23 protein-coding genes, 1 tRNA gene and 1 pseudogene are annotated in these 22,795 nt (G+C 64.2%); 13 read left to right on the top strand and 12 right to left on the bottom strand.

Annotated elements, in window-relative coordinates:
• Window positions 1-44 precede the first annotated feature (44 nt).
• Window positions 45-120: transfer RNA gene (locus tag ACTUWL_RS15865), tRNA-Ala, on the top strand.
• A 183-nt stretch (window positions 121-303) separates the two neighbouring features.
• A pseudogene (locus ACTUWL_RS15860) lies at window positions 304-471 on the top strand (GIY-YIG nuclease family protein); the annotation flags it as partial.
• 28 nt (window positions 472-499) lie between these two features.
• Here ACTUWL_RS15860 and ACTUWL_RS15855 read toward each other — a convergent pair.
• Window positions 500-961, bottom strand: a complete 462-nt coding sequence (locus ACTUWL_RS15855; RefSeq protein WP_035653755.1) for a MarR family winged helix-turn-helix transcriptional regulator — start codon at window positions 959-961, stop codon at window positions 500-502.
• Between the two features lie 184 nt (window positions 962-1,145).
• On the opposite strand from ACTUWL_RS15855, the gene ACTUWL_RS15850 reads away from it, so the two are divergent.
• From ACTUWL_RS15850 to ACTUWL_RS15815, 8 genes are all read left to right on the top strand, one after another.
• Window positions 1,146-1,571, top strand: a complete 426-nt coding sequence (locus tag ACTUWL_RS15850; protein WP_021082598.1) for an organic hydroperoxide resistance protein — start codon at window positions 1,146-1,148, stop codon at window positions 1,569-1,571.
• A 176-nt stretch (window positions 1,572-1,747) separates the two neighbouring features.
• Window positions 1,748-2,953: a CaiB/BaiF CoA transferase family protein gene (locus tag ACTUWL_RS15845; protein ID WP_021082597.1), complete on the top strand. Its 1,206-nt coding sequence runs from the start codon at window positions 1,748-1,750 to the stop codon at window positions 2,951-2,953.
• Between the two features lie 204 nt (window positions 2,954-3,157).
• A complete protein-coding gene (gene ugpB / locus ACTUWL_RS15840; protein ID WP_021082596.1) occupies window positions 3,158-4,474 on the top strand; it encodes a sn-glycerol-3-phosphate ABC transporter substrate-binding protein UgpB in 1,317 nt (438 codons plus the stop codon).
• 60 nt (window positions 4,475-4,534) lie between these two features.
• Window positions 4,535-5,416 (top strand): sn-glycerol-3-phosphate ABC transporter permease UgpA, encoded by an 882-nt coding sequence (gene ugpA, locus ACTUWL_RS15835; protein ID WP_021082595.1) that lies wholly within the window; start codon window positions 4,535-4,537, stop codon window positions 5,414-5,416.
• Entirely contained in the window at window positions 5,416-6,264 is an 849-nt protein-coding gene (gene ugpE / locus ACTUWL_RS15830; protein ID WP_021082594.1) for a sn-glycerol-3-phosphate ABC transporter permease UgpE, read from the top strand. The genes ugpA and ugpE overlap by 1 nt, the downstream gene beginning before the upstream one ends.
• The gene (locus ACTUWL_RS15825) at window positions 6,264-7,346 is read left to right on the top strand and encodes a sn-glycerol-3-phosphate import ATP-binding protein UgpC (RefSeq protein WP_021082593.1); all 1,083 of its coding nucleotides are present in this window, start codon (window positions 6,264-6,266) and stop codon (window positions 7,344-7,346) included. Before ugpE ends, ACTUWL_RS15825 begins: the two co-directional genes overlap by 1 nt.
• Before the next feature lie 170 nt (window positions 7,347-7,516).
• Window positions 7,517-7,942, top strand: coding sequence for an Hsp20 family protein (locus tag ACTUWL_RS15820; protein ID WP_021082592.1), 426 nt, complete (start codon window positions 7,517-7,519; stop codon window positions 7,940-7,942).
• A gap of 50 nt (window positions 7,943-7,992) precedes the next feature.
• Window positions 7,993-8,259 carry a BQ00720 family protein gene (locus ACTUWL_RS15815; protein ID WP_021082591.1) on the top strand — a complete coding sequence of 89 codons (267 nt, stop codon included), beginning with the start codon at window positions 7,993-7,995 and terminating at the stop codon, window positions 8,257-8,259.
• An 86-nt stretch (window positions 8,260-8,345) separates the two neighbouring features.
• Here ACTUWL_RS15815 and ACTUWL_RS15810 read toward each other — a convergent pair whose 3' ends face one another.
• Window positions 8,346-8,684, bottom strand: coding sequence for a DUF6665 family protein (locus ACTUWL_RS15810; protein ID WP_021082590.1), 339 nt, complete (start codon window positions 8,682-8,684; stop codon window positions 8,346-8,348).
• Between the two features lie 234 nt (window positions 8,685-8,918).
• Between ACTUWL_RS15810 and ACTUWL_RS15805 the strand changes: the two genes are divergently transcribed.
• On the top strand, window positions 8,919-9,476 hold the full coding sequence (locus tag ACTUWL_RS15805; RefSeq protein ID WP_021082589.1) for a cytochrome P460 family protein: 558 nt from the start codon (window positions 8,919-8,921) through the stop codon (window positions 9,474-9,476).
• A gap of 19 nt (window positions 9,477-9,495) precedes the next feature.
• Here the strand turns inward: ACTUWL_RS15805 and ACTUWL_RS15800 are convergent, their stop codons facing one another.
• From ACTUWL_RS15800 to ACTUWL_RS15790, 3 genes are all read right to left on the bottom strand, one after another.
• Entirely contained in the window at window positions 9,496-11,022 is a 1,527-nt protein-coding gene (locus ACTUWL_RS15800) for an AMP-binding protein (RefSeq protein WP_021082588.1), read from the bottom strand.
• A 143-nt stretch (window positions 11,023-11,165) separates the two neighbouring features.
• A complete protein-coding gene (locus ACTUWL_RS15795; RefSeq protein ID WP_021082587.1) occupies window positions 11,166-12,296 on the bottom strand; it encodes a DUF5938 domain-containing protein in 1,131 nt (376 codons plus the stop codon).
• A gap of 36 nt (window positions 12,297-12,332) precedes the next feature.
• Window positions 12,333-13,136, bottom strand: a complete 804-nt coding sequence (locus ACTUWL_RS15790; RefSeq protein ID WP_021082586.1) for an SDR family NAD(P)-dependent oxidoreductase — start codon at window positions 13,134-13,136, stop codon at window positions 12,333-12,335.
• Window positions 13,137-13,504: 368 nt separating this feature from the next.
• Here ACTUWL_RS15790 and ACTUWL_RS15785 point away from each other — a divergent pair, with 368 nt between their 5' ends.
• On the top strand, window positions 13,505-14,110 hold the full coding sequence (locus tag ACTUWL_RS15785; protein ID WP_291731474.1) for a TetR/AcrR family transcriptional regulator: 606 nt from the start codon (window positions 13,505-13,507) through the stop codon (window positions 14,108-14,110).
• Between the two features lie 196 nt (window positions 14,111-14,306).
• On the opposite strand, the gene ptsN is transcribed toward ACTUWL_RS15785, so the two are convergent.
• The 7 genes from ptsN to ACTUWL_RS15750 form a co-directional block, all read right to left on the bottom strand.
• Window positions 14,307-14,768, bottom strand: coding sequence for a PTS IIA-like nitrogen regulatory protein PtsN (gene ptsN / locus ACTUWL_RS15780; RefSeq protein ID WP_016843543.1), 462 nt, complete (start codon window positions 14,766-14,768; stop codon window positions 14,307-14,309).
• Window positions 14,769-14,999: 231 nt separating this feature from the next.
• Window positions 15,000-15,599, bottom strand: a complete 600-nt coding sequence (gene hpf, locus ACTUWL_RS15775) for a ribosome hibernation-promoting factor, HPF/YfiA family (RefSeq protein ID WP_021082584.1) — start codon at window positions 15,597-15,599, stop codon at window positions 15,000-15,002.
• Between the two features lie 185 nt (window positions 15,600-15,784).
• Entirely contained in the window at window positions 15,785-17,440 is a 1,656-nt protein-coding gene (gene rpoN / locus ACTUWL_RS15770) for an RNA polymerase factor sigma-54 (RefSeq protein ID WP_021082583.1), read from the bottom strand.
• Between the two features lie 90 nt (window positions 17,441-17,530).
• A complete protein-coding gene (gene lptB / locus ACTUWL_RS15765) occupies window positions 17,531-18,517 on the bottom strand; it encodes an LPS export ABC transporter ATP-binding protein (protein ID WP_035653707.1) in 987 nt (328 codons plus the stop codon).
• 345 nt (window positions 18,518-18,862) lie between these two features.
• Window positions 18,863-19,594, bottom strand: coding sequence for an LptA/OstA family protein (locus ACTUWL_RS15760; protein WP_035653751.1), 732 nt, complete (start codon window positions 19,592-19,594; stop codon window positions 18,863-18,865).
• A 5-nt stretch (window positions 19,595-19,599) separates the two neighbouring features.
• The gene (gene lptC / locus ACTUWL_RS15755; protein ID WP_021082579.1) at window positions 19,600-20,334 is read right to left on the bottom strand and encodes an LPS export ABC transporter periplasmic protein LptC; all 735 of its coding nucleotides are present in this window, start codon (window positions 20,332-20,334) and stop codon (window positions 19,600-19,602) included.
• A gap of 169 nt (window positions 20,335-20,503) precedes the next feature.
• Window positions 20,504-21,118 carry a ribonuclease D gene (locus tag ACTUWL_RS15750; RefSeq protein ID WP_021082578.1) on the bottom strand — a complete coding sequence of 205 codons (615 nt, stop codon included), beginning with the start codon at window positions 21,116-21,118 and terminating at the stop codon, window positions 20,504-20,506.
• A gap of 365 nt (window positions 21,119-21,483) precedes the next feature.
• Between ACTUWL_RS15750 and ACTUWL_RS15745 the strand changes: the two genes are divergently transcribed.
• Entirely contained in the window at window positions 21,484-22,752 is a 1,269-nt protein-coding gene (locus ACTUWL_RS15745; RefSeq protein ID WP_021082577.1) for an MFS transporter, read from the top strand.
• The last annotated feature ends 43 nt before the right edge of the window (window positions 22,753-22,795 follow it).

Below are 22,795 nucleotides of genomic sequence, written 5' to 3'. Positions count from 1 at the left end.
CGCGCGGGCAGGGACTGATCCCCCAGGATCGTCCCACGGGATAAGGGGCCATAGCTCAGCTGGGAGAGCGCTTGCATGGCATGCAAGAGGTCGGCGGTTCGATCCCGCCTGGCTCCACCACGCTTCGCCCTTCGGGCTACGCGTGGCGCAGCTACGGGTTGCCTGAAGGGCGAAGCGTGGTGTCCGGCGTAGCCCGAAGGGCGAAGACGGACTGGTTCAACCGCCACTTTCTAAGTCCGCTCCCGATCGATAGGCTAAGCTGTCCCTGCTAGGCGTCCGTACTCCGGCTATTCGTAGATGCGAATGTGGTACGTCTATATCATCCGCAGCATCGACTTCCCTGATCAGGAATATGTTGGCGCCACCGAGGATCTGAAACGACGGATTCCCGAGCACAACGCCGGCAAGTCCGCCCACACTTCAAAATTCAAACCCTGGCAACTCGTCTGGTACTGCGCCTTCGCCAAGAAGCGCCTCTAACCGCGGCCACGCCGTCCGCCTACTCCCCCAGCACCGCATTCAACCGGTCGCGCAGCGCGACGATCTCGTCCTTCATCGTCAGCAATTCGCCAACCGAGCAGTCCGACGCGGCGAGGATCGACTGCGGGACGGCTTTGGCCTTTTCGCGCAGCGCGTGGCCTTGCTGCGTCAGCGCGATCAGCACCACGCGCTCGTCCTCGGTGCTGCGGGTCCGCCTGATCAGCTCGGCCGCTTCCAGCCGCTTCAGCAGCGGCGTCAGCGTGCCGGAATCCAGGAACAGCCGCTCGCCGATATCCTTGACCGGCACGTCGTCGCGCTCCCACAGCGCCAGCATCACGAGATACTGCGGATAGGTCAGCCCGAGCCGGTCGAGCAGCGGCTTGTAGACGCGGTTGAAGGCGTGCGCGGTCGAATAGACCGCAAAGCAGATCTGGTTATCGAGCCGCAGCGCCTGATCCGCCGCCGTCTGTTTCCTGACCATGATTCCCATCGAATCCATCTCGTTTGCGGGTCATTTTGGGCTCACGGGACCGCCAATTCAATTGCGAACAATTAAATGTGAGGCCGCGCAATTTATATTGCGCACAATTCAATTGAATGCAATACATGCGGCCGTTGATTTCAAACCCACTCGAAACCAGCAAGCCAAACCAAGGGAGACCACGATGTCTGTGAACGTGCTCTACAAGACCAGCGCCAAGGCAACCGGCGGCCGCGACGGCCATGCGGCAACGCTCGACGGCGCGCTCGACGTCAAGCTCACCACCCCGAAGGAGCTCGGTGGCGGCGGTGGCGCCGGCAACAATCCTGAGCAGCTGTTCGCGGCCGGCTATGCCGCCTGCTTCATCGGCGCGATGAAGTTCGTGGCCTCGCAGGGCGGCCCCAAGGTTCCCGCCGACGCCGCGGTGACCTCGACCGTCGGGATCGGCCCGCGCTCGGAAGGCGGCTTCGGCCTCGCCGTCGAGCTCGCCGTCTCGCTGCCCGGCCTGTCGCGCGCGGACGCCGAAGCACTGGTCGAGAAGGCGCACCAGGTGTGCCCCTATTCCAACGCCACCCGCGGCAATGTCGACGTCAAGCTGACCGTCGTCTAATTCCACATCACGCAATGGTCCGCCACGCGACAACGTGGCGGACCATTACTTTTGGTGCGTGGCGAACGCACGCGCTGCCCGCTGCATGGGCCAGCGCCGATCAAAGCATTGCTGCCTCGCCTGAAGACCGTTAGCTCTGGGACCCTCGTTATCCCAACTGAGCGAAGGTTGTTTCCATGAATACCCCAGCGGCCACGGGCGCGATGACAGGACTGCGCGTGATCGATCTGACGCGCGTGCTCGGCGGCCCGTATTGCACCCAGATCCTCGCCGACCACGGCGCCGACGTGATCAAGGTCGAGCCGCCCGCCGGCGACGAGGTGCGTGACTGGGGCCCTCCCTTCCACGAGGAAGACGCGGCCTATTTCGTCGGCATCAACCGCAACAAGCGCTCGATCGGACTCGACCTCGCCTCCGAGGGCGGCCGCGTGGTGCTGATGAAGATGCTCGAGACCGCCGACGTGCTGATCGAGAATTTCAAGCCCGGCACGCTCGACAAATGGGGCATCGGCAACGACGTGCTGCGCGCGAAATTTCCGCGCCTGGTGCATTGCCGGATCTCGGGCTTCGGCGCCGACGGCCCGCGCGGCGGCAATCCCGGCTATGATGCGATCATCCAGGCGATGACCGGCATGATCGCGGCCACCGGCTCGCCGGAGAGCGGCCCGATGCGCATCGGCGTGCCGCTGGTCGACATCACCACCGGGCTCTATGCCGCGATCGGCATCCTGATGGCGCTGTCGGAGCGGCAGCGCTCGGGGCTCGGCCAGTTCCTCGAGACCACGCTGTACGAGACCGGGCTTGCGATCATGCATCCGCACACCGCGAACTATTTCATGCACGGCAAGCCGCCACAGCTGACCGGCAACGAGCATCCGAACCTCGTGCCTTATGCGATCTTCCCGACCAAGACCGACAACATCTTCATCGGCGTCGGCAATGACGGCACCTTCCGCAAGCTCGCCAAGGAGATCGGCAAGCCCGAGCTCGGCACCGATCCGCGCTTTGCCCGCAACAAGGACCGGATCGCCAACCGCGATGCGCTGCGGGCCGAGCTGGCCGCCGTGTTCAGCCAGCACGAGGCCGAGCCGCTGTGCAACCGGCTGCTCGCCGCCGGCCTGCCGGCCGGCCCGGTGCAGAAGATCGACCAGGCGCTGACCAACCCGCACACGATCCATCGCGGCGACGTCATCGAGAAGGATTGGTACAAGGGCGTCGCCTCGCCGATCCGCCTCGAACGCACCAAGCCGAACCTGCGCCGCACACCGCCGAAATTCAGCCAGCACGCTGCGGAGGTGCTCGGCGAGTTCGGCTACTCCAGCGACGAGATCAACGGCCTGGTCGACAAGGGCGTGGTCTGCGGTCCCCAGCGCAAGCGCTGACACAACCATCCGTCAGCCCCGCGGTGCAGCGTCGCGTCCGGCGTTGCACCGCAGGGCGGCGGCTGCGATCTCCGCCTTTTTTACCGCTTCCCTTTGTCGCGGCTTCCCCCCTACGATGGCTTTCGTTTATACGGTCATTTGAACGTCATCCGGCGCTGATAACGCGCGCAACGAAAGATGACGTTCCAACCGGGAGGGGCTTTGATGATTTTCCGACGATTAGGCGCTGCTGCGGTAGCCGCTGCTACGCTTGCATTCGCGTCGCCTGCATTTGCGGTGACCGAGATCCAGTGGTGGCACGCGATGACCGGCGCCAACAACGACGTCATCGTCAAGCTGGCCACCGACTTCAACGCCTCGCAGTCCGACTACAAGGTGATCCCGACCTACAAGGGCGGTTACGCCGACACCATGAATGCCGGCATCGCGGCGTTCCGCGCCGGCAACGCGCCGCACATCATGCAGGTGTTCGAGGTCGGCACCGCGACGATGATGGCCGCCACCGGCGCCGTCAAACCGGTCTACAAGCTGATGGCCGACGCCGGCGAGAAGTTCGATCCGAGCGTCTATCTGCCCGCGATCACCGGCTATTACTCGACCTCGAAGGGCGAGATGCTGTCGTTCCCGTTCAACTCGTCGTCGACCGTGATGTGGGTCAACCTCGACGCGCTGAAGAAGGCCAACATCGCCGAGATCCCGAAGACCTGGCCGCAAGTGTTCGAGGACGCCAAGAAGCTGAAGGCGGCCGGCTACACCACCTGCGGCTTCTCCGGCTCGTGGGTCACCTGGGTCAATCTCGAGCAGCTGTCGGCCTGGCACAACGTGCCGCTCGCCAGCAAGGCCAACGGCCTCGACGGCTTCGACACCGTGCTCGAATTCAACGGCCCGCTGCAGGTCAAGCATCTCGAGAACCTGGTCGAGCTGCAGAAGGACAAGACCTACGACTACGCCGGCCGCACCAACACCGGTGAAGGCCGCTTCACCTCGGGTGAATGCCCGATCTACCTGACCTCGTCGGCCTTCTTCGGCAACGTCAAGGCGCAGGCCAAGTTCAACTTCACCGCGGCGCCGATGCCGTATTATCCCGACGTCAAGGGCGCGCCGCAGAACTCGATCATCGGCGGTGCCTCGCTCTGGATCATGGGCGGCAAGTCGGCGGAGGAATACAAGGGCATCGCCAAGTTCCTGACCTTCCTCTCGGACACCGACCGCCAGGTCTGGATCCACAAGGCCTCGGGCTATCTGCCGATCACCAAGGCGGCCTACGCCAAGGCCAAGGAAGAGGGCTTCTACAAGGACCAGCCCTATCTCGAGACCCCGCTGCTCGAGCTCACCAACAAGGAGCCGACCGAGAATTCCCGCGGCCTGCGCCTCGGCAACATGGTGCAGCTGCGCGACATGTGGTCGGAGGAGATCGAGCAGGCGCTGGCCGGCAAGAAGACCGCCAAGCAGGCGCTGGACTCGGCCGTCGAACGCGGCAATCAGATGCTGCGGCAGTTTGAAAAGACCGCCGTCCACTGACATGATGCCTTGAGACCATCCGGCAGGCCGCAAGCGCGGCCTGCCAATTCTTCCGAGATCATGCAAAAGCAAGCCATTTTTCAATCAAAGCTGTTGCCTTACGCGCTGGTTGCCCCGCAACTCGCGATCGTCCTGATCTTTTTCTACTGGCCGGCCGCGCAGGCGGTGATCCAGTCCTTCCTGCTGCAGGACGCCTTCGGCCTGTCCACCAGCTTCGTCTGGTTCGAGAACTATCTCGAGCTGTTCAAGGACCCGGCCTATTTCGCCGCGATTATCAGGACCTTCGCGTTCTCGCTCGCGATCGCGGTGTCCTCGCTGTCGTTCGCGCTGCTGCTCGCCGTGATGGCCGACAAGCCGCTGCGCGGTTCGACGCTCTACCGCACGCTCCTGATCTGGCCCTATGCGGTGGCGCCGCCGGTCGTCGGCGTGCTCTGGGTGTTCATGCTGCATCCCTCGCTCGGCGTGCTGTCGCGCTATCTGCGCGGCATGGGCATTGACTGGAATCCGCTGCTCAACGGCGACCAGGCCGCCGCCCTGGTCATCCTCGCCGCGGCCTGGAAGCAGATCTCCTACAATTTCCTGTTCTTCCTCGCAGGCCTCCAGAGCATCCCGAAGAGCGTGATCGAGGCCGCCGCGATCGACGGCGCGCGTCCGATGCGGCGGTTCTGGACCGTGATCTTCCCGCTGCTGTCGCCGACCATCTTCTTCCTCCTGGTCATCAACATCGTCTACGCCTTCTTCGACACCTTCGGCATCATCGACACGATGACCCGCGGCGGCCCCGGCAAGGCGACCGAGACGCTCGTCTACAAGGTCTATTCGGACGGCCTGCTCGGCGGCAATCTCGGCTCGTCGGCGGCGCAGTCGGTCATCCTGATGGTCATCGTGATCGTGCTCACCGGAATCCAGTTCCGCTTCGTCGAGCGCAAGGTGACTTACTGATGGTCGAGGAACAGGGCTTCCAGCGCTATCTGGCTCACGTCATCCTGTGGATCGGGATCGCGATCGTCGCTTTCCCGGTCTATCTCGCGATCGTCGCCTCGACCCAGGACAACGCCGTCATCGCCAATGGCCAGATGTCGCTGCTGCCCGGCGGCCATTTCCTCGAGACCTACTACCAGACGCTGTTTGTCGGCACGAGCGGCTCGACCCGCGAGCCCGTCCTCAACATGATGCTGAACTCGCTGGTCATGGCGCTGCTGATCGCGGTCGGCAAGATCGCGATCTCGATCATCTCGGCCTACGCGATCGTCTATTTCCGGTTTCCGTTCCGGATGGCGATCTTCTGGATCATCTTCATCACATTGATGCTGCCGGTCGAGGTGCGCATCTATCCGACCTACAAGATCGTCGCCGACCTGCATCTGCTCGACAGCTACGCCGGCTTGTCGCTGCCGCTGATCGCGTCCGCCACCGCGACACTCTTGTTCCGGCAGTTTTTCATGACGGTGCCGGATGAATTGCTGGAGGCCTCGCGCATCGACGGCGCAGGACCGTTCCGCTTCTTCTGGGATACGCTGTTGCCGCTGTCGCGCACCAACATGGCCGCGCTGTTCGTGATCCTGTTCATCCTCGGCTGGAATCAGTATCTCTGGCCGCTGTTGATCACGACGCGCGATGACATGCAGACCATCCAGGTCGGCATCCGCAAGATGATCACCACAACCGACGCGCTGACCGAATGGCCTGTCGTGATGGCGACCGCGCTGCTCGCGATGCTGCCGCCGGTGTTCGTCGTCGTCGTGATGCAGAAACTGTTCGTGCGCGGATTGGTGGAGACGGAAAAGTAATGGCCAACGTCACGCTGCGCAGCGTCCGCAAGACCTATCCCGGCGGCTTCGAGGCCATCAAGGGCGTCGATGTCGACGTCGGCGACGGCCAGTTCTGCGTGCTGGTCGGCCCCTCCGGCTGCGGCAAGTCCACGCTGCTGCGGATGGTCGCCGGGCTCGAGACCATCACCGGCGGAGAGATCGACATCGGCGGCCGTGTCGTCAACCAGGTCGAGCCCGCCGATCGCGACATCGCGATGGTGTTCCAGAATTACGCGCTCTATCCGCATATGAGCGTCTACAACAACATGGCCTACGGCCTGCGCAACCGCGGCATGGCCGAGGCCGAGATCAAGACCCGGGTCGAGGAAGCCGCGCGCGTGCTTGAGCTCTCGCCAATGCTGGAGCGCAAGCCGCGCCAGCTCTCCGGCGGCCAGCGCCAGCGCGTCGCGATGGGCCGCGCCATCGTGCGCCAGCCGAAGGTGTTCCTGTTCGACGAGCCGTTGTCGAACCTCGACGCCAAGCTGCGCATCGCGATGCGGGTCGAGATCCGCAAGCTGCAGCGCCGGCTCAACACCACCTCGATCTACGTCACCCACGACCAGCTCGAGGCGATGACGCTGGCCGACATCCTCGTCGTCATGAATGGCGGCCAGGTCGAGCAGATCGGCAATCCGCTCCAGATCTACCAGAAGCCGGCAACCACCTTCGTCGCGTCCTTCATCGGCGCCCCGCCGATGAACCTGATGCCGCTGCGCTCGGAGGAGCTGACGTCCCAGATCGCGGGCGTCGACGGCGCCGGCATTGTCGGGATCCGGCCGGAGGATTTCGTGATCTCCAATGAGACCGCACCGGGCGGCGTCGCGCTCGGCCTGACCGTCGAGGCAATCGAGCATGTCGGCGCCGAGACCTTCGTCTATGGCAGCCGCCAGCGCGCGGAACAGGGCGTTGCCGCCAATCCGGGCGAGCTGCCGCCCGGCGAGGTGATCGTCCGGGTTCCCGGCGCCACCGGCCCTGGGATCGGCGAGCGGATCCTGGCGGTCGCCCCGCGCGACAAACTGCATCTTTTTACCGCTGACGGCCGGAAGCGGGTCGTGGGGTAACCGATCGAGAAGAATTTGCCCTCATGTTGCGGGCGTTTAGGCTGGTTTCTGGGCTGCTTGAACGCTATCCAGATCGCCCCCATATCCCTCACTAACCGGAGGCCAGACGGCCCGCCGGTTGCATGGGGCGCCGCAAGGGCCCCTCAAAGTCGCTTCGAGAGGACTTTGTAATGTCTCGTGTTCCATCGTTGTCCAGTCCGTTCCTTCTGGGATTCGACGAGATCGAGCGTGCGCTCGACCGCGTCGTGAAGGGCGCTGACGGCTATCCTCCCTACAACATCGAGCGGTGCGACCGCACCAACGGGCAGCCCGAGCGGCTGCGCATCACGTTGGCGGTGGCGGGCTTCACCCGCGACCAACTCGATGTAACTATTGAGGAAAATCAGCTCGTCATCCGCGGCCGCCAGCAGGACGACAAGGCTCGGCAATACATCCATCGCGGCATCGCCGCGCGCCACTTCCAGCGCACCTTCGTGCTGGCAGAGGGGATGCAGGTGCTGGGCGCGGATCTGAAGAACGGGTTGTTGTCGATTGATCTGGCCAGGCCGGAACCTGAACGGGTCATTAAGACAATCGCTATCAATGAGCACGAATAATAGAAACAAGGAGCGGACTCGACCGCTTGTCTGACTGAGGAGTCGAGACCATGAGTGAAGCAAGCATCATCTTCCAATCCGACAGCGTCACGCCGGAAGCGCTGGCCCATCTGGGCGAGGGTCATATCGCCTATGTGAAGCAGGTCCGTTCCGAGGACGTGCCCGATCTGTTTCCGCAGGCGCCGAAGATCGCGCCGGGCCTCAAGCTGTTCGCGCTGCACGCCGCCGACGGCACGCCGATCATGCTGACCGACAGCCGCGAAGCCGCGATCGCGAACGCCTGGAGCAACGAGCTGCAAGCCGTCAGCGTCCACTGACGCGCTGCTGACACGACATCCGCGAGTTCAGATGCGCGGGCATGCCTCGACACCGACCGAGGCGGCCCGCGCATTTTTTATTGGGATCAGGTCGACGTGGCGGGTAGCGGACCCATGCTGAGCTGCACCTCGCCGGGAACATTGTAGTCGCGCATCAGCATGCGGTTATTGCGCAGCCCGCAAGCTTCCCGCTGCACCACGAACATCCAGAGCGCGTGGCCGGCTTGCCGGACCAGCATGCGCCGCGCCTGCTGTGCAGGCGCCGGTGCTTCAGCGCGCGGATGAGCGGCATCGAACTCGCGCAATTTGGCGAGGGCCTGTTCCAGCGCCCGGCCCATGCGCCCGAGCGCGCTGGCCCTTTCCTCGGCGAGTTCGTAAGCGAGAACGTCGACAGGAACGCGATCAAGGCGAAAATCGCGGGACATCAGTCATCCCTTGGTACGCACGCGCCATGTTGCGCCGATCCGTCTTCTGGCGTCACAAAGCGCTTGTCAATAGGCGCGGACCGCAGCGGCTCCATTTCGTTCGGCACCGTTCCGTGCTGTTATCAGTTCGCGTGACGAACGGTCCGCGCAGTCCCGAGCCTTTCAGACGGCCGCACGACAAGAGGACTTCCACCAGGACTTATTCGCCGCCAAATCATTGGAGGAGATGCGACCATGCAGAAGAGCACGCTGATCAATCTCGTTGCTCCGGTATCGATTTCCATCCTCGCGACCGGTGTCGCGATTTCCGCGCAGGACAAGTACAGTTTGCAGGTGCAGAACGGGCTCGCGTTCTCCGAGTTCAGGGGATACGAGGACTGGGCGGTGATCGCGATCAGCGAGAATGAAGGCGTCATCGCCGTGATCCTGGGCAATCCCGCGATGATCGGCGCCTATCGCGACGGCGTACCCGGCAATGGCAAGCCGTTCCCGGATGGCGCCAAGATGGCGAAGATTCACTGGATCCCGAAGAAGCAAGAGGCATATCCCGGTCAACCAACCGTGCCAGGCGCCCAGCACGACGTCGACTTCATGGTCAAGGACAGCAAGAGGTTCGCGGATAGCGGCGGCTGGGGATACGGCGCGTTCGAGTACGACGCGGCGACCGATGTGTTCAGGCCCGCCAACACGACGGATAATCCGCCGCAGGAAAACGACGCAAAATGTGGTTATGCCTGCCACACGGTGGTGCAGAACCGCGACTATGTGTTCACCGAGTATGGCAAGAGGTAGATGCCTCGGATCGCGCGGGCTAGCGAGTTAGCCGCGCGCGGATGTCTGGCTTCAGCACTTTGCCGACCTTGGAGCGCGGCAGATCGTCCCAGACCTCGATCTGCTTCGGTGTCTTGATGCTGCCGATCTGCTGCTTGACGAACGCCGCCAGCGCGGTCGCATCGACGGTGTGGCCGGCGCGCGGCTGCACCACAGCAACGATGCGCTCGCCCCATTTGTCGTCGGGCATCCCGATCACCGCACAATCCTGCACCGCCTCATGGGCCCGCAACGCGTTCTCGACCTCGATCGAATAGACGTTGAAGCCGCCGGTGATGATCATGTCCTTGGCGCGGTCGACGATGTAGAGATAGCCGTCGCCGTCGATGTAGCCGATGTCTCCGGTGTGATGCCAGCCATGCACTGATGCTTCGCGCGTGGCCTCCGGGTTCTTGTAGTAGCCGTCCATGACAAGCGAGCCGCGCACCACGATCTCGCCGCGCGATCCCGCCGGCAACAGCTTGCCGTCGCCGTCCATGATGCCGGCCTGCACCAGCGGACCGATCCGTCCCGCCGACGACAGCCGCTCCATCGCGATCGTGCCGTCTGCATGATAGTGATCGGCAGGCGGCATCATCGAGATCATCATCGGCGCCTCGGTCTGCCCGAACAGCTGCGCCATCGGCCCGATCCGCTGCAACGCCTCGGCAAGCCGCGTCGCCGAGATCGGCGCCGCGCCATACCAGAAACATTGCAGCGAGGAGCGATCCGCCGCGTCGAGCTCGGGATGATCGAGCAGCATGTAGATCACGGTCGGCGGCAGGAAGGTGTGGGTGACGCGATAGCGCGCGATCAGCGCCAGGAACTCGCCTATATCAGGGTGATGCATGATCACGACGCGGCCGCCGAGCGTCATGATCGGAAAGCACAGCACGCCGGCGGCGTGCGTCAGCGGCGCCAGCGCGAGATAGACCGGACGGCCCTTGAACGGGTAACCCATCAGGGTCAGCGCGGTCATCGCCTCAATGTTGCGTCCCGAGAGCATCACGCCCTTGGGCTTGCCGGTGGTGCCGCCGGTGCCCGGGATCATCGCGAGATCGTCGATCGTGTCGCGCTGATGGTGATCGTCGGCAAGCCCGGACAGCCAGCGGTCGAATGACGGCGCGAACGGCAGTTCCTGATCGAGGCAGACCAGCGCGCGCAGCTTGGGCAGGTCCTGCCGCACGGCCTCGACCATCGGCGCAAAGCTCGAATGAAACAGCAGCAGGCTGCAATCGAACTGATCGAGGATGAACTTGTTCTCGGCCGCTTCGTTGCGCGGATTGATCGGGCACCACACCGCGGCCGCGCGGGAGATGCCGAACACGCAGGCGAACGCCAGCGGATCGTTGCCTGAGAGGATCGCGACCTTCTCGCCCGGCGCGATGCCGGAGCGCTCGAGCCCGCGCGCGATCCGGTAGCTCAGCCGCTGTACATCGCCATAGCTGAGGTCGCGGCCATCCATGGTGAGGCACGGCGCATCGGCGCCGAGCGAGGCACCCTTGTCGAGATAATCGATGAAGCGCATGGCGAGCCTCGCGAGAGGGCGCGGGTGACGCGCGACTGCGTCACCCGCGGATAGACGTTTTCGAACAAGGCGGATACCAGTCCGCTTGACGAAAACGCTTCAGGGAACGGAGTGTTGAGCCCCGATCCGATCGGGGCTCAAGCTTAATCGTGCACGGTCAGCACCGGCTTGCCGACCAGACCGAAGCTGCGCAATTGCCCGAGCAGCTCGTGATGGCCGAACGCCTGGCAGCCGGAGGCGAAGCCGACGCGCTTGGGCGGTTGCTGCACCAGATGCGCGGCGGCATAGGCCTGCAGCAGGCCGGTCTGCTTGTAATTGCTGTTGCCGTTGATGACGCAGTGCGCGCGCCCGAGCGGGCCGGAGGCATACACCGAATCCAGCGACTTGTTGACGCGCGGGTTCTCGCGCGGCGGCATGGTGTTCATCACGCCGGCCGCAGTCTGCGCCAGCGCGGCGTAGCGCTCGTCGGGCTTCATGTCCTTGGTCGCCTCCAGCGCGGCAGCAACGATCTGCGGCACGCCCAGCATGAGCGCACGATTGAACACGCCACCCAGCACCTTGACGTTGGCGACGCGCGGATCACGCTTGAACCAGACCGGATGCGAGGTGCCTCCCCAGGGCAGCGCCAGCGCCAGTTCGTGCTGGCCGGGGATGACGAGGTTGGTGAGGCCGGCATCGGGCTGATGCTCGACATACTTGTTCTGCTCGAGGTAGTAGGCCTTGGCCATCGCGGCGTTGACCAGGATGGTTTGCGTCGAGGCGATGGTCGGGCTGCCGCCCCAGAACACGGCGATATCGAGCGTGTCGAGGCCGGGCGTCTCCAGGCACAGCTGCGCGGCGATCTCGCCGGTGGTGTACATCTGCGCAATGCCCGGCGCCAGCAGCAGGCCGGCATTGCCGAACTTGGTGCCGAACTCCTGCTCGAGCGTGATCAGCCAGTCCTGCTCGCCGGTCGTGTCGGTGTAGTGGCACTTCGCCGCAAGGCAGGCCTGCACCACCTCGATGCCGAACTTGGCGAATGGGCCTACGGTGTTGAGCACCACCGAGGCACCCTTGAACAGCTCGGTCAGCGCAGCGGCGGTGTGCGGCACCGTCACCACCTCATAGTCGGCGGTCTCGATGCCGGCGACGTTCGACTTCATCGCGGCGTTGAGCTTGTCGGCGCTGCGGCCGGCGGCGATGAAGGGAATGTTGTACTCGCGCAGATATTCGCAAACCAGCCGGCCGGTGTAGCCGGACGCGCCATAGACGATGACGGGCTTCTTCTCGCTCATTGCGTTCCTCCGAAATGCTTGTTGTCAGCTTCGTTGCTACATGCCCATGCCGCCGTCGACCGGCAGGCCGATGCCGGTGATGAAGCGGGCATCGTTCGAGCACAGGAACACCGCGGCGTCGGCGATGTCGGAGACCTCAGCGAGCTTGCCGAGCGGCGTCTGCTCCACCACCGAACCGACGGCGGCGTTGACGTCGGGCGCAAGGCCGATCTTCACGATGTCATTGGCGAGCTGCAGGCCCATGTCGGTCGGGATCAGGCCGGGATAGATGCAGTTGACGCGCACGCCATAGCCGAGCTTGCCGGCTTCCATCGCACCGACGCGGGTCATGCGATCGACCGCGGATTTGGTGCCGGAATAGACGGCGATGCTCGGGAAGGCGATCGTCGCCGCGACGGACGCGATATTGACCACCGCACCGCCCTTGCCGGCGGCGCCGCCCGGCCGCATCGCGCGGAAGGCGTGCTTCATGCCGAGCACGGTGCCGACGACGTTGACGTCGCACATGCGGCGCGCGTCTTCGGCCTTGATGTCGGCGACCAGCGAGGTGATCTCGATGCCGGCATTGTTGATCAGGATATCGAAGCCGCCGAGGGTTTCGACCGTCGCTGCGGCGGCCCGCTCCCACTGCGCGTCGTCGGTGACGTCGAGCTTGACGAAGCCGGTCTTCACGCCGGCCTTGGCGATCTCGGCGGCGCTGGCCTTGCCGGTATCGTCGAGAATATCGCCGATCATCACAGCCGCGCCGGAGCGCGCCAGTGCCTGCGCAATCGCCGCGCCAATCCCCCGGGCGCCGCCGGTGACCAGGGCTTTCCTGCCTTCAAGGCTCTTCCCACTCATGACGTAGTCCTCCCTTTGCTTGGTGATCTTGATCAGTGCTGCGGACTGGGGGCTGCGCGGGCCGGACGTTGCGCATTTGGAGCGCATTGGTGATCGCGGCCGACGTCGGCGGGGCGCAGCGTGGCGCGCCCCGGCGGTGCATTTCCTCCTGTTTTGTCGATTGGTCAGCCGTCTTGACGGTTGTCCAAATTATTGCGCCAACCCTCGTCCAGGAACTTGACACTTGTCAAGTCTGAATTTGACAAGTGTCAAAGAGGATGATTGTGAAGGGATGGAGCACACTGCGGTCGCCGCGGTATAGTTGCTCGCGGGAAGAGACAGAGGAAAGGCACCGGATGGCGCGGCATGCGACAGGAGCGGCCCAACGCGTGGCGGTGGCGACCGAGACGCTGCGCGACGAGAAGTTCAACGCACGGCGCGTCGAGCTTGCGGAGGCTGCGCTGGAGACGCTCGGCGAGCTCGGCTTCGCGCGCACCAGCCTGCGCGAGATCGCGCAGAACTCCGCATTCACGCACGGCGTGTTTCACTACTACTTCAGCGACAAGCTCGACCTGATCTGCTGCTGCGTCCGTCACTACAAGGCGAAATGCGTGACGCGCTATGACGAGGTGGTGACGACGGCGCGCAGCCGCGACGAATTGACCGAAGGCTTCCTCGCCAAACTCGCGGCGACGTTGCGGGACGAAGCCCGCATGCACCGGCTCTGGTACGATCTGCGCTCGCAGGCGATGTTCGAGCCGGCGTTTCGCAAGGACGTGCTCGAGATCGACAAGAGCCTGGAAGCGATGATCTGGCGCATCGCCACGCGCTACGCCGAGCTCGGCAACAAGAAGCCGGCATCGTCTCCGGCCGCGCTCTACGCGCTGTTCGACGGCCTGTTCCAGAGCGCGCTGCTCAGGCATCTTGCTGACGACGAGCAGGCCGTCCCGGATCTGCTCGATGAAGTCCGCCGCCTGCTGCCGACGATCTGCTGAAATTTTCCAATGCTTCGAAGCCCGGATGAAGCGCAGCGAAATCCGGGATTCGCGCCGACTGCGAGATTTTCCCCGGATTGCGCTGCGCTTCATCCAGGCTGCAGGCTCAACGAGCCTGACAACGCGTCGGGCATGCGCCATCGCCTGACGAACAGACTACACGCCGATGACAGTTGCGCGAATGAGCGCTGAGTGATTAGGCCGCGCTGGCCGGCGGCAGCGCGAGCACTGAGTAGATCGCCTGCGCGTCGCGCGATGCGCGCAGCTTCTTGGCGACGTCCTGGTCACGCAGCAGGCGGGCGATGCGCGCCAGCGCCTTGAGGTGATCGGCGCCGGCGCCTTCGGGCGCCAGCAGCAGGAAGATCAGGTCGACCGGCTGGCCGTCCATCGCCTCGAAATCGATCGGCCGCTCGAGACGGGCGAAGAAGCCGAACAGCTTCTCCAGCTTCGGCAGCTTGCCGTGCGGGATGGCGACGCCATAGCCGACCGCCGTGGTGCCGAGCTTCTCGCGCTGCAGCAGCACTTCGAAGATCGCGCGCTCGTTCTGCCCGGTCAAAGCGGAGGCACGCGCCGCAAGTTCCTGCAGCGCCTGCTTCTTGCTGATGACTTTCAAAGCAGGGAGTATCGCCTCGGGTGCGACCAGGTCGGTAATCGGCATTGGGACGTTCCGAGGTGAATGACCGTCAGGTTGCGAAATAGGCTTTACAGCGGCGGCGTCAAGAAGATGAGGTGGGATGCGGGCTTAGCCCGGGTCCATTTGGCAGGGCTTCTACTCCAACGTATCGGCGGTGCCAACACCTGCGAACCCTGTTCCGCCCCCCTTATTCCTGGAGGCGGCGGACCATAAGCAGGGCTGGCTTCGAACGTCAATGCCATCTGCCAACTATCCTCAGGGGCTCACCGCGGGCGGGTCGACCCAGCCGACATTGCCGTCCGTACGGCGGTATATGATGTTCAACCGGCCACTGCCGCCATGCTGGAACACCAGGCAGGAGGCGCCGGTCAGGTCGAGCTCCATCACCGCCTCGCTGACCGACAGCCGCTTCAGCGCGGTGGTTGCCTCGGCAATGATGACAGGGCTGTATTCGGTGACCTCGTCCTCGTTCTCGGGCGCCTCGATGATGTAGCTCGGCGCGTCGAGGCCTGCGCCGTTCAATTCGGCGAGCGCGGCGTTCGCGGCATAGGCCTTGCGGGCGGAGCGGTCCTTGAGCCGGCTCTTGTAGCGGCGCAGGCGCTTCTCGATCATCAGCAGCGCGGCATCCGCGCTGGCATAGGCATCGGCGGCGTTGGATTCGGCTTCCAGCGTGATGCCGGAATCCAGATGCAGCGCGCAGTCGGTTCGAAAGCCGAAGCCATCCTTGCTCAGCGTGATGTGACCGGAATAGTTGCCATCAAAATACTTTCGCAGGACCTCGTCGGTGCGCTCGCTGACGCGCGCGCGAAGCGCCTCGCCGATGCTGATGCTCTTTCCCGAGATTCGAAGGGTCATTTGATGCCTCGATTGCTGGATGCCTCGATCGGTCTTGCAGGAGCACGATGCTTGCTGGGCTTCCGGGTACCTCCCTCGGTGGACGACGCTTCACCAGGAAAGATTGAGACTATCGCGATTTGACGCGAACGCAACGAGCGCTTGGACCGGTCCGTACTCGGACGGGGTCATGCTCAAGAAGTAACCTAAACGGGCGCTGTATCACGCGACCGGTCGGACGAGGAGGCAGGAGCCGAAAGGGCATTACCGAGCATGCTCTGTTTGTCACGGCGGCGCTGCACCGAGGATGGTATCCGCATCGCCTCGCGATACTTCGCGACGGTGCGGCGGGCGATATCAATGCCCGAAGCGCGCAAACGTTCCACGATCGTGTCGTCGGACAGGATCGCCGACGGCGCTTCGCCGTCGATCAACTGCTTGATGTGGTGACGCACCGCTTCGGCCGAATGCGCCTCGCCGCCGTCGGCGGACGCGATCGACGCGGTGAAAAAATACTTCAATTCAAAACTGCCGCGATTGGTCGCCATGTATTTGTTGGCGGTGACGCGCGACACCGTCGATTCATGCATCTGGATCGCGTCCGCGACCGCCTTCAGATTCAGCGGCCGCAGATGCGCGACGCCATAGGTGAAGAAGCCGTCCTGCTGGCGGACGATCTCGGTGGCGACCTTCAGGATGGTGCGGGCGCGCTGATCGAGCGCGCGCACCAGCCAGGTCGCGTTCTGCAGGCAGTCGGTGAAGTACGACTTGTCACCGTCCTTGCGGATCGTCTTCGACAGCTCAGAGTAATAGGTCTGGTTGACCAGTACGCGCGGCAGAGTGTCGCTGTTGAGCTCGACATGCCAGCCGCCGTCGGGACCCGGACGGACATAGACGTCAGGCACCATGGTCTGGGTCCGCGAGGTGCCGAACTTCAGTCCAGGCTTCGGATCGAGCCGCCGGATCTCGGCGATCATGTCGGTGATGTCTTCGTCGTCGACGCCGCACAGCTTGCGCAGGCCTGCGATGTCGCGCTTGGCCAGCAGATCGAGATGCTCGACCAGCGCCTGCATCGCCGGGTCGTAGCGATCGAGCTCGCGCAGCTGGATCGCCAGGCACTCGCTCAGGTTTCGGGCGCAGACGCCCGGCGGATCGAATTTCTGCAACACCGCGACGACCTCGTCGACCGCCTGCTGCGACGCACCGAGCCGCTCGGCGGCCTGGCCGAGATCGGCCGGCAGATAGCCGGCATCGTCGACCAGGTCGATCAGGTACTGTCCGATCATGCGCTGCGCCGGCGCCGAGAACGCCACCGCGAGCTGTTCGGCGAGATGGTCGGCGAGCGTCAGCTCGGCGGCCACGAACGCTTCGAGATTGTATTCGTCATCGCTGGAGGCGCCGCCGCCCCATTCGGTATAGACAGACGGCGGTGCATCCTGCGCGGCGCGCGCAGCGGCCTCCGCCGGCTCCTCGGAGAACACGTTGTCGAGACCGGTGTCTAGCGTCTGCTCGATCTCGGCGCGGGTGCCGAGGTCGCGATTCAGCCACTCCTCCTGGCCGGGCTCGAAAGCGGCCTCGCCGCTCGAACCAGAGGCCATGTCGGAGCGGTCACCATCGTCACCGTAGCTTGAGGAACCGTCGGAATCGCCGTAGTCGGACCGCTCCATGGCCGGCTCGCCCGCCACCGGCGGCTCTGGCCCGTCGGCCGCGCGCTCGAGCAGCGGATTGCGTTCCAGCTCTTCCTCGACGAAGGCCGACAGATCCAGGTTCGACAGTTGCAGCAGCTTGATCGCCTGCATCAGCTGCGGCGTCATCACCAGCGACTGCGACTGGCGGAACTCTAGTCTTTGCGTCAGCGCCATGGAGGCAAGATCGACCTTAAAAGTTGGCTCGATTCTTGCTTATCTTAGTCCGTGAAGCTTGTACACGGCTTGACGGATGCAAAATTTGGGCTAGAGCCGGAATTCCTCGCCAAGGTAAAGCCGGCGTACATCGGGATCATTAACGATCTCCTCCGGACTGCCTTCAGTCAAGATCTCACCGGCATAGACGATGTAGGCGCGGTCGGTCAGGCCGAGCGTCTCGCGGACATTGTGGTCGGTGATGAGCACGCCGATGCCGCGGTTAGTGAGATGGCGGACGAGGTCCTGGATGTCGCCGACCGCGATCGGGTCGATGCCGGCGAAAGGCTCGTCGAGCAGCATATAATTCGGGCGCGTCGCCAGCGCGCGGGCGATCTCGACGCGACGCCGCTCGCCGCCGGACAGCGCGATCGACGGGCTCTTGCGCAGCCGCGTGATGTTGAACTCGTCGAGCAGCGAATCCAGCTCGTGCTCGCGCTTCTTCTTCGAGGGCTCGACGACCTCCAGCACGGCGCGGATGTTCTGCTCGACCGACAGGCCGCGGAAGATCGAGGCTTCCTGCGGCAGATAGCCGATGCCGAGACGCGCACGCTGATACATCGGCAGCCTGGTGACGTCGTGGCCGTCGAGCTCGATCGCACCGCGATCGGCCTTGATCAGGCCGGTGATCATGTAGAACACGGTGGTCTTGCCGGCGCCGTTCGGCCCGAGCAGACCGACCGCCTCGCCGCGGCGCACATAGATGCTTACGCCGCGCACGACCTGGCGACTGCCAAAACTCTTTTCCACGCTGTGCACAGCCAGGTAGCCCGGCCGCTTGATCAGCTGCGGCGCCGCCGGGGCGCTGTTCCTGGCTGGCCTTGCCCGGGCCGGAGCGGGCGCTGCTGCGGGCTGGGATCGCGGCAGCTCGGCGGCGGGAACCGAGGCGGCACGCGCCATCGGCGGCGCGTCACGCACCGGCGACGTCAGCATCTCGCCGAACTGGTCGCCGAGCGCCGTGATGTCGTCATGCGCACGCGCAAATCCGGTGCTGCGTTTCGCAGAGCGCCGCCGGAACATGCCGAATAAATCCACCATCCCCGCTTCGCTTCAGCCTTTCACGGTGATCCCGCGACTTTGCCTGCGGACCAATCGATTCGCACGCCAACCTGCCAACATGAAAACCGGATTCCGGCCTTCCCGCGCGACAAGCGCGGACGCGTTTGCGCGGATCATGCTCAAATAATACGACAAAGCGCGGTGACCCGCGCCTTGGATGAGTGGATGCCCCTGCCCAGCCAACAAGATTCCCCCTCGAGGCGCATCTTCGGCCGAACCGCAGCAGTAAATACAGTCTCGCCCCTCGCGCTTCAACCTCGCGGCTGCAAAATATTATCTAACCAATTGATTCTGCTGGACCTTACGCGAAGCTTACTTGGCTCCCTATTTCGACTTGCTGCCCGGCAGGAGCTGAAGCGGTGACGGTGCCGCCGGGGCCGTCCCGGGGGCGGCCGGCGTTCCGCAGCCACCCTTGCCGCTCTGTCCGCCCTGCGACTGGATGAACAGGCCCTGCACCTTGCCGCTCTCGGATTCCACCCGCGAGACGCCGGTGGTCATGTCGACCAGCAGGCGGTCGCCGCGCAGCACGTTCTGGCACTGGGTCAGCACCACCTGACCGCCACCACCGCCGAGCATGGTGATCAGATTGGTCTTGGTGTCGAAGATCGCGGTCTCGCCGGTGACCACCTGGTCCTTCTGGGTCACGACGACATTGCCCTTCGCTTCAAGCCGCTTGATCGAGGATGCCCCGCCGGGGCCCGGGGTCGCCGATTGCATCGGCGCAGTGCCCTTGGCGGCGGCACCCTTGGTGCCGGCCGGCGCGGGCGCGGGCGTCTGGGTCGATTTGTCCTCGTAGAACACCACCAGGATCTTCGAGGTCATGGTGGTGTCGCCCTGCACGACCTTCACATTGCCGGAGAAGGTCGCCTCCTTCTTCTTGTCGCGCATTTCGAGCGCGGCGGCCTCGATCTGGATCGGCTGGTCACGGTTCTGCGAGAAGCCCTGCATGGCATTGGGGACGCCGCTCATCGAGCCCTGCGCGGACGCGGAATTCACTGCGAACAGCGCGAGCAGGAAGGCCGCAATTGCGATGCCGTGCGGAAAACGTCTCATCATCAAAATCATTTCGTGTTGGCGGATTTGCGCGCCTTCGGCGGCGCCGGAGGAGGAGGTAGCGGTGCGGCCTCGGCGGGCGGGCTCGCATTGTTGTCGCCGAGCTTGTCGAGGTACATCACAACATTGCCTTCGAACCGCACCAGCTCGCCACTGTTGTAGATTCTGAGTCGGTCCGATGTCAGGGTGCCCTGCAGCAGCTTGACGTCGACATGTTCGTCCGACGACACGTTGCCCTTGTTGATGTCGACCAAGGCTTGCGTCAGCCTGGCTTCATAGCCGGTGGACGATTGCAGGAAGATATCCTGGCGCAGGTCGAGCAGCTGCTTCTTGTTGTCGAAGAAGCCGGTGCGCGCGTCCATCGTCACGGTCGACTCGTCCTGTTGCGAGACCTTGGCGCGGATCGTCTTCAGCTCGACATGGTCGGGATCGGTGACGTCCTGGATCGCCGCCTTGGCCCACATTTCATAGGGCCGGCCGTCGGCGGAGAAGCCGGCGATATGCGGCGATTCCATCGTGATCTTGGTGCCCGACACCACGAGGTTATCCATCTCGACCGGCAGCCTGGGGATGATTTCGCGGAAGGGATTGTAGACCGAGACGAAGATGATCGAAGCCATCGACAGTCCAACCACCGCGGGCACCGCGACGCGCAGGATCCGCACCATGCGGCTGTGCCGCGCGGCAGCGGCAAAGCGCGCCTCGAGGCCCGTCACATAGGCTGGATTCTGAACCGAATTCACCTGAGCTCCAGAGGCGCGAAATGCCCCTATCCTAGCCGGAGCCGCCCAAATATGCAGCCCGGACCTCGCGTCGCGCCCCCGCAGGGGACAACGCGTGAACAGTTTGGCCGAAACGGGGCGGATTTGGCCCCGCCGCGACGAATTCGGCGCCCGCCATGAACGGGCGAAATCATGAATGGGCGAAGATGTCCTCGGCCTCCCAGCCGTCGAGATCGAGCCTGGCGCGCGTGGGGAGGAAATCGAAACAGGACTGCGCGAGATCGGTGCGTCCCTCGCGCGCCAGCATCACGTTCAACTTGTCGCGCAGCGCATGCAGGTGCAGCACGTCGGAGGCGGCATAGGCGAGCTGGGCCTCGCTCAGGCTCTGCGCGCCCCAGTCGCTCGACTGCTGCTGTTTCGACAAATCGACGTTGAGCACCTCGCGCACCAGATCCTTCAGGCCGTGGCGGTCGGTGTAGGTGCGCGACAGCCGCGAGGCGATCTTGGTGCAATAGACCGGCGCCGGCATCACGCCGAACGTGTTGTAGAGCACCGCGACGTCGAACCGCGCGAAATGGAAGATCTTGGTGATCGCAGGATTGGCCAGCAGCGCCTTCAGGTTCGGCGCATCGGTGTGCCCCTTCGGAATCTGGATCACGTCGGCAGTGCCGTCGCCGTTCGACATCTGCACCACGCAGAGCCGGTCGCGATGCGGATGCAGCCCCATGGTCTCGGTGTCGATCGCAACGGAATCGGTGTAGCGCGTGAGATCGGGCAGGTCGCCGCGATGCAGGCGGATGGTCATGTATTAAGGCCTCGGGTCTCGGTTCGATTCGACAGGCGACACTAGCCCCCAAACGCCCGGGATGCGAGCGGATAGGCGGTCGCCGCGCCGCTGAGCGGGGGGATCACGCCCCGCTCTTGCCATATCCCGACACGGCTGCCCAGCACCGCGCAACCTCTGTTGCATTTGGATCACGCTGCAATTCAAACGATTGGCGACGAGATGACCCGAGGCCTCGCAATACCCACATGGAGGAGCGGGAATCTCGCGGTTCTTGATCACATATCCGCGCATTTTTTGCGTGTCCCCGCCGATGAAATCCACGAGCGGCGCCCTATCTGTGCCCAGCCGCTCGCACGTCCTACTCATCTTCAGAAATGAGCCTCATGTCGGAACAGACCATCGCCGCGCCGATCGACGACGAGCCGCAGGTGCGCGGCTTCACGCGCTATCAATCGTTCCTGATCGCGCTGCTTTCCTTCACCCAGTTCACCCTGATCCTCGACTTCATCATCATGTCGCCGCTCGGCGCCATCCTGATGCCGTCGCTCAACATCACGGCCGGGCAGTTCGGCGTCGCGGTGTCGGCCTACGCGTTCGCCGCCGGCATTTCCGGCATCCTCGCCGCCGGCTTTGCCGATCGCTTCGACCGCAAGAAGCTGCTGCTGTTCTTCCATGTCGGCTTCATGCTCGGCACCGTGCTATGCGCGCTGGCGCAGAATTTCCACGTGCTGCTGCTCGGCCGCATCGTCACCGGCCTGTTCGGCGGCGTGATCGGCTCGGTCGTGCTCGCGATCGTCACCGACCTGATTCCGCTGCAGCTGCGCGGCCGCGCCATGGGCGTGCTGCAAACGGCGTTCGCCGCGAGCCAGGTGCTCGGCGTCCCGGCCGGACTTTTCCTGGCCAATCACTGGAACTGGCACATCTGCTTCGTCGCCATCGTCGGCCTGTCGATCGTGGCGATCGCGGTGGTTGCGCTGTTCATGGAGCCGGTCACCGCACATCTCAAGCTGCAGCACGACAGCAATCCGTTCCGCCATCTGATCGCGACCGTGGGGCAGCCGCGTTACACGCTGGCCTTTTTGGTGACGACGCTGCTGGCGACCGGCGGTTTCATGCTGATGCCGTTCGGCAGCGCCTTCACCGTGCACAATCTCGGCATCGACATCGTGCATCTGCCGACGATCTATCTGGTCTCCGGCCTGTTCAGCATCATCATGGGGCCGCTGGTCGGCCGCGCCAGCGACGCGTTCGGCAAATATCCGACCTTCATCTTCGGCTGCGTGGTGTCGGCCATCATGGTGCTGATCTACACCCATCTCGGCCACGTCTCGCTGCTGACCGCGATCATCGTCAATGTGCTGATGTTCGTCGGCATCTTCTCGCGCATGATCCCGTCGCAGGCGCTGATGTCGGCGATCCCCGACGCCAGCCAGCGCGGATCGTTCAGCGCGGTCTCGGCCTCGGTGCAGCAGCTCTCGGGCGGGCTGGGCTCGGTGGTCGCAGCCGCGATCGTCGCCGAGAACCCGGACGGCTCGCTGCTGCATTTCGACCGGATCGGCTACGTCGTCGTGGCGAGCTCGATGATCTCGATGGTCGCGATGTACTTTGTGCAGAAGCCGATCGCGCGGCGCGCGGGGCGGCGGGTCGTGTGAGGACGGCTCTGCTTCGAGAGCATGGGGCCGGAGCGGCCTGAAG

Source organism: Bradyrhizobium sp. WCU1 (genome assembly GCF_053474805.1).
This window is presented reverse-complemented; position numbering and strand designations above follow the sequence as displayed.

Coding starts and splice junctions, on each gene's coding strand:
- ACTUWL_RS15745 (WP_021082577.1), top strand. CDS start 21,484: ATGTCGGAACAGACCATCGCCGCGCCGATCGACGACGAGCCGCAGGTG.
- ACTUWL_RS15750 (WP_021082578.1), bottom strand. CDS start 21,118: ATGACCATCCGCCTGCATCGCGGCGACCTGCCCGATCTCACGCGCTAC.
- ACTUWL_RS15760 (WP_035653751.1), bottom strand. CDS start 19,594: ATGATGAGACGTTTTCCGCACGGCATCGCAATTGCGGCCTTCCTGCTC.
- ugpA (WP_021082595.1), top strand. CDS start 4,535: ATGCAAAAGCAAGCCATTTTTCAATCAAAGCTGTTGCCTTACGCGCTG.
- ptsN (WP_016843543.1), bottom strand. CDS start 14,768: ATGCCGATTACCGACCTGGTCGCACCCGAGGCGATACTCCCTGCTTTG.
- lptB (WP_035653707.1), bottom strand. CDS start 18,517: ATGGTGGATTTATTCGGCATGTTCCGGCGGCGCTCTGCGAAACGCAGC.
- ACTUWL_RS15805 (WP_021082589.1), top strand. CDS start 8,919: ATGCAGAAGAGCACGCTGATCAATCTCGTTGCTCCGGTATCGATTTCC.
- ACTUWL_RS15845 (WP_021082597.1), top strand. CDS start 1,748: ATGAATACCCCAGCGGCCACGGGCGCGATGACAGGACTGCGCGTGATC.
- ACTUWL_RS15800 (WP_021082588.1), bottom strand. CDS start 11,022: ATGCGCTTCATCGATTATCTCGACAAGGGTGCCTCGCTCGGCGCCGAT.
- ACTUWL_RS15790 (WP_021082586.1), bottom strand. CDS start 13,136: ATGAGTGGGAAGAGCCTTGAAGGCAGGAAAGCCCTGGTCACCGGCGGC.
- rpoN (WP_021082583.1), bottom strand. CDS start 17,440: ATGGCGCTGACGCAAAGACTAGAGTTCCGCCAGTCGCAGTCGCTGGTG.
- ACTUWL_RS15795 (WP_021082587.1), bottom strand. CDS start 12,296: ATGAGCGAGAAGAAGCCCGTCATCGTCTATGGCGCGTCCGGCTACACC.
- ACTUWL_RS15855 (WP_035653755.1), bottom strand. CDS start 961: ATGGTCAGGAAACAGACGGCGGCGGATCAGGCGCTGCGGCTCGATAAC.
- ACTUWL_RS15850 (WP_021082598.1), top strand. CDS start 1,146: ATGTCTGTGAACGTGCTCTACAAGACCAGCGCCAAGGCAACCGGCGGC.
- hpf (WP_021082584.1), bottom strand. CDS start 15,599: ATGACCCTTCGAATCTCGGGAAAGAGCATCAGCATCGGCGAGGCGCTT.
- ACTUWL_RS15815 (WP_021082591.1), top strand. CDS start 7,993: ATGAGTGAAGCAAGCATCATCTTCCAATCCGACAGCGTCACGCCGGAA.
- ACTUWL_RS15825 (WP_021082593.1), top strand. CDS start 6,264: ATGGCCAACGTCACGCTGCGCAGCGTCCGCAAGACCTATCCCGGCGGC.
- ACTUWL_RS15820 (WP_021082592.1), top strand. CDS start 7,517: ATGTCTCGTGTTCCATCGTTGTCCAGTCCGTTCCTTCTGGGATTCGAC.
- ugpB (WP_021082596.1), top strand. CDS start 3,158: ATGATTTTCCGACGATTAGGCGCTGCTGCGGTAGCCGCTGCTACGCTT.
- ACTUWL_RS15810 (WP_021082590.1), bottom strand. CDS start 8,684: ATGTCCCGCGATTTTCGCCTTGATCGCGTTCCTGTCGACGTTCTCGCT.
- ugpE (WP_021082594.1), top strand. CDS start 5,416: ATGGTCGAGGAACAGGGCTTCCAGCGCTATCTGGCTCACGTCATCCTG.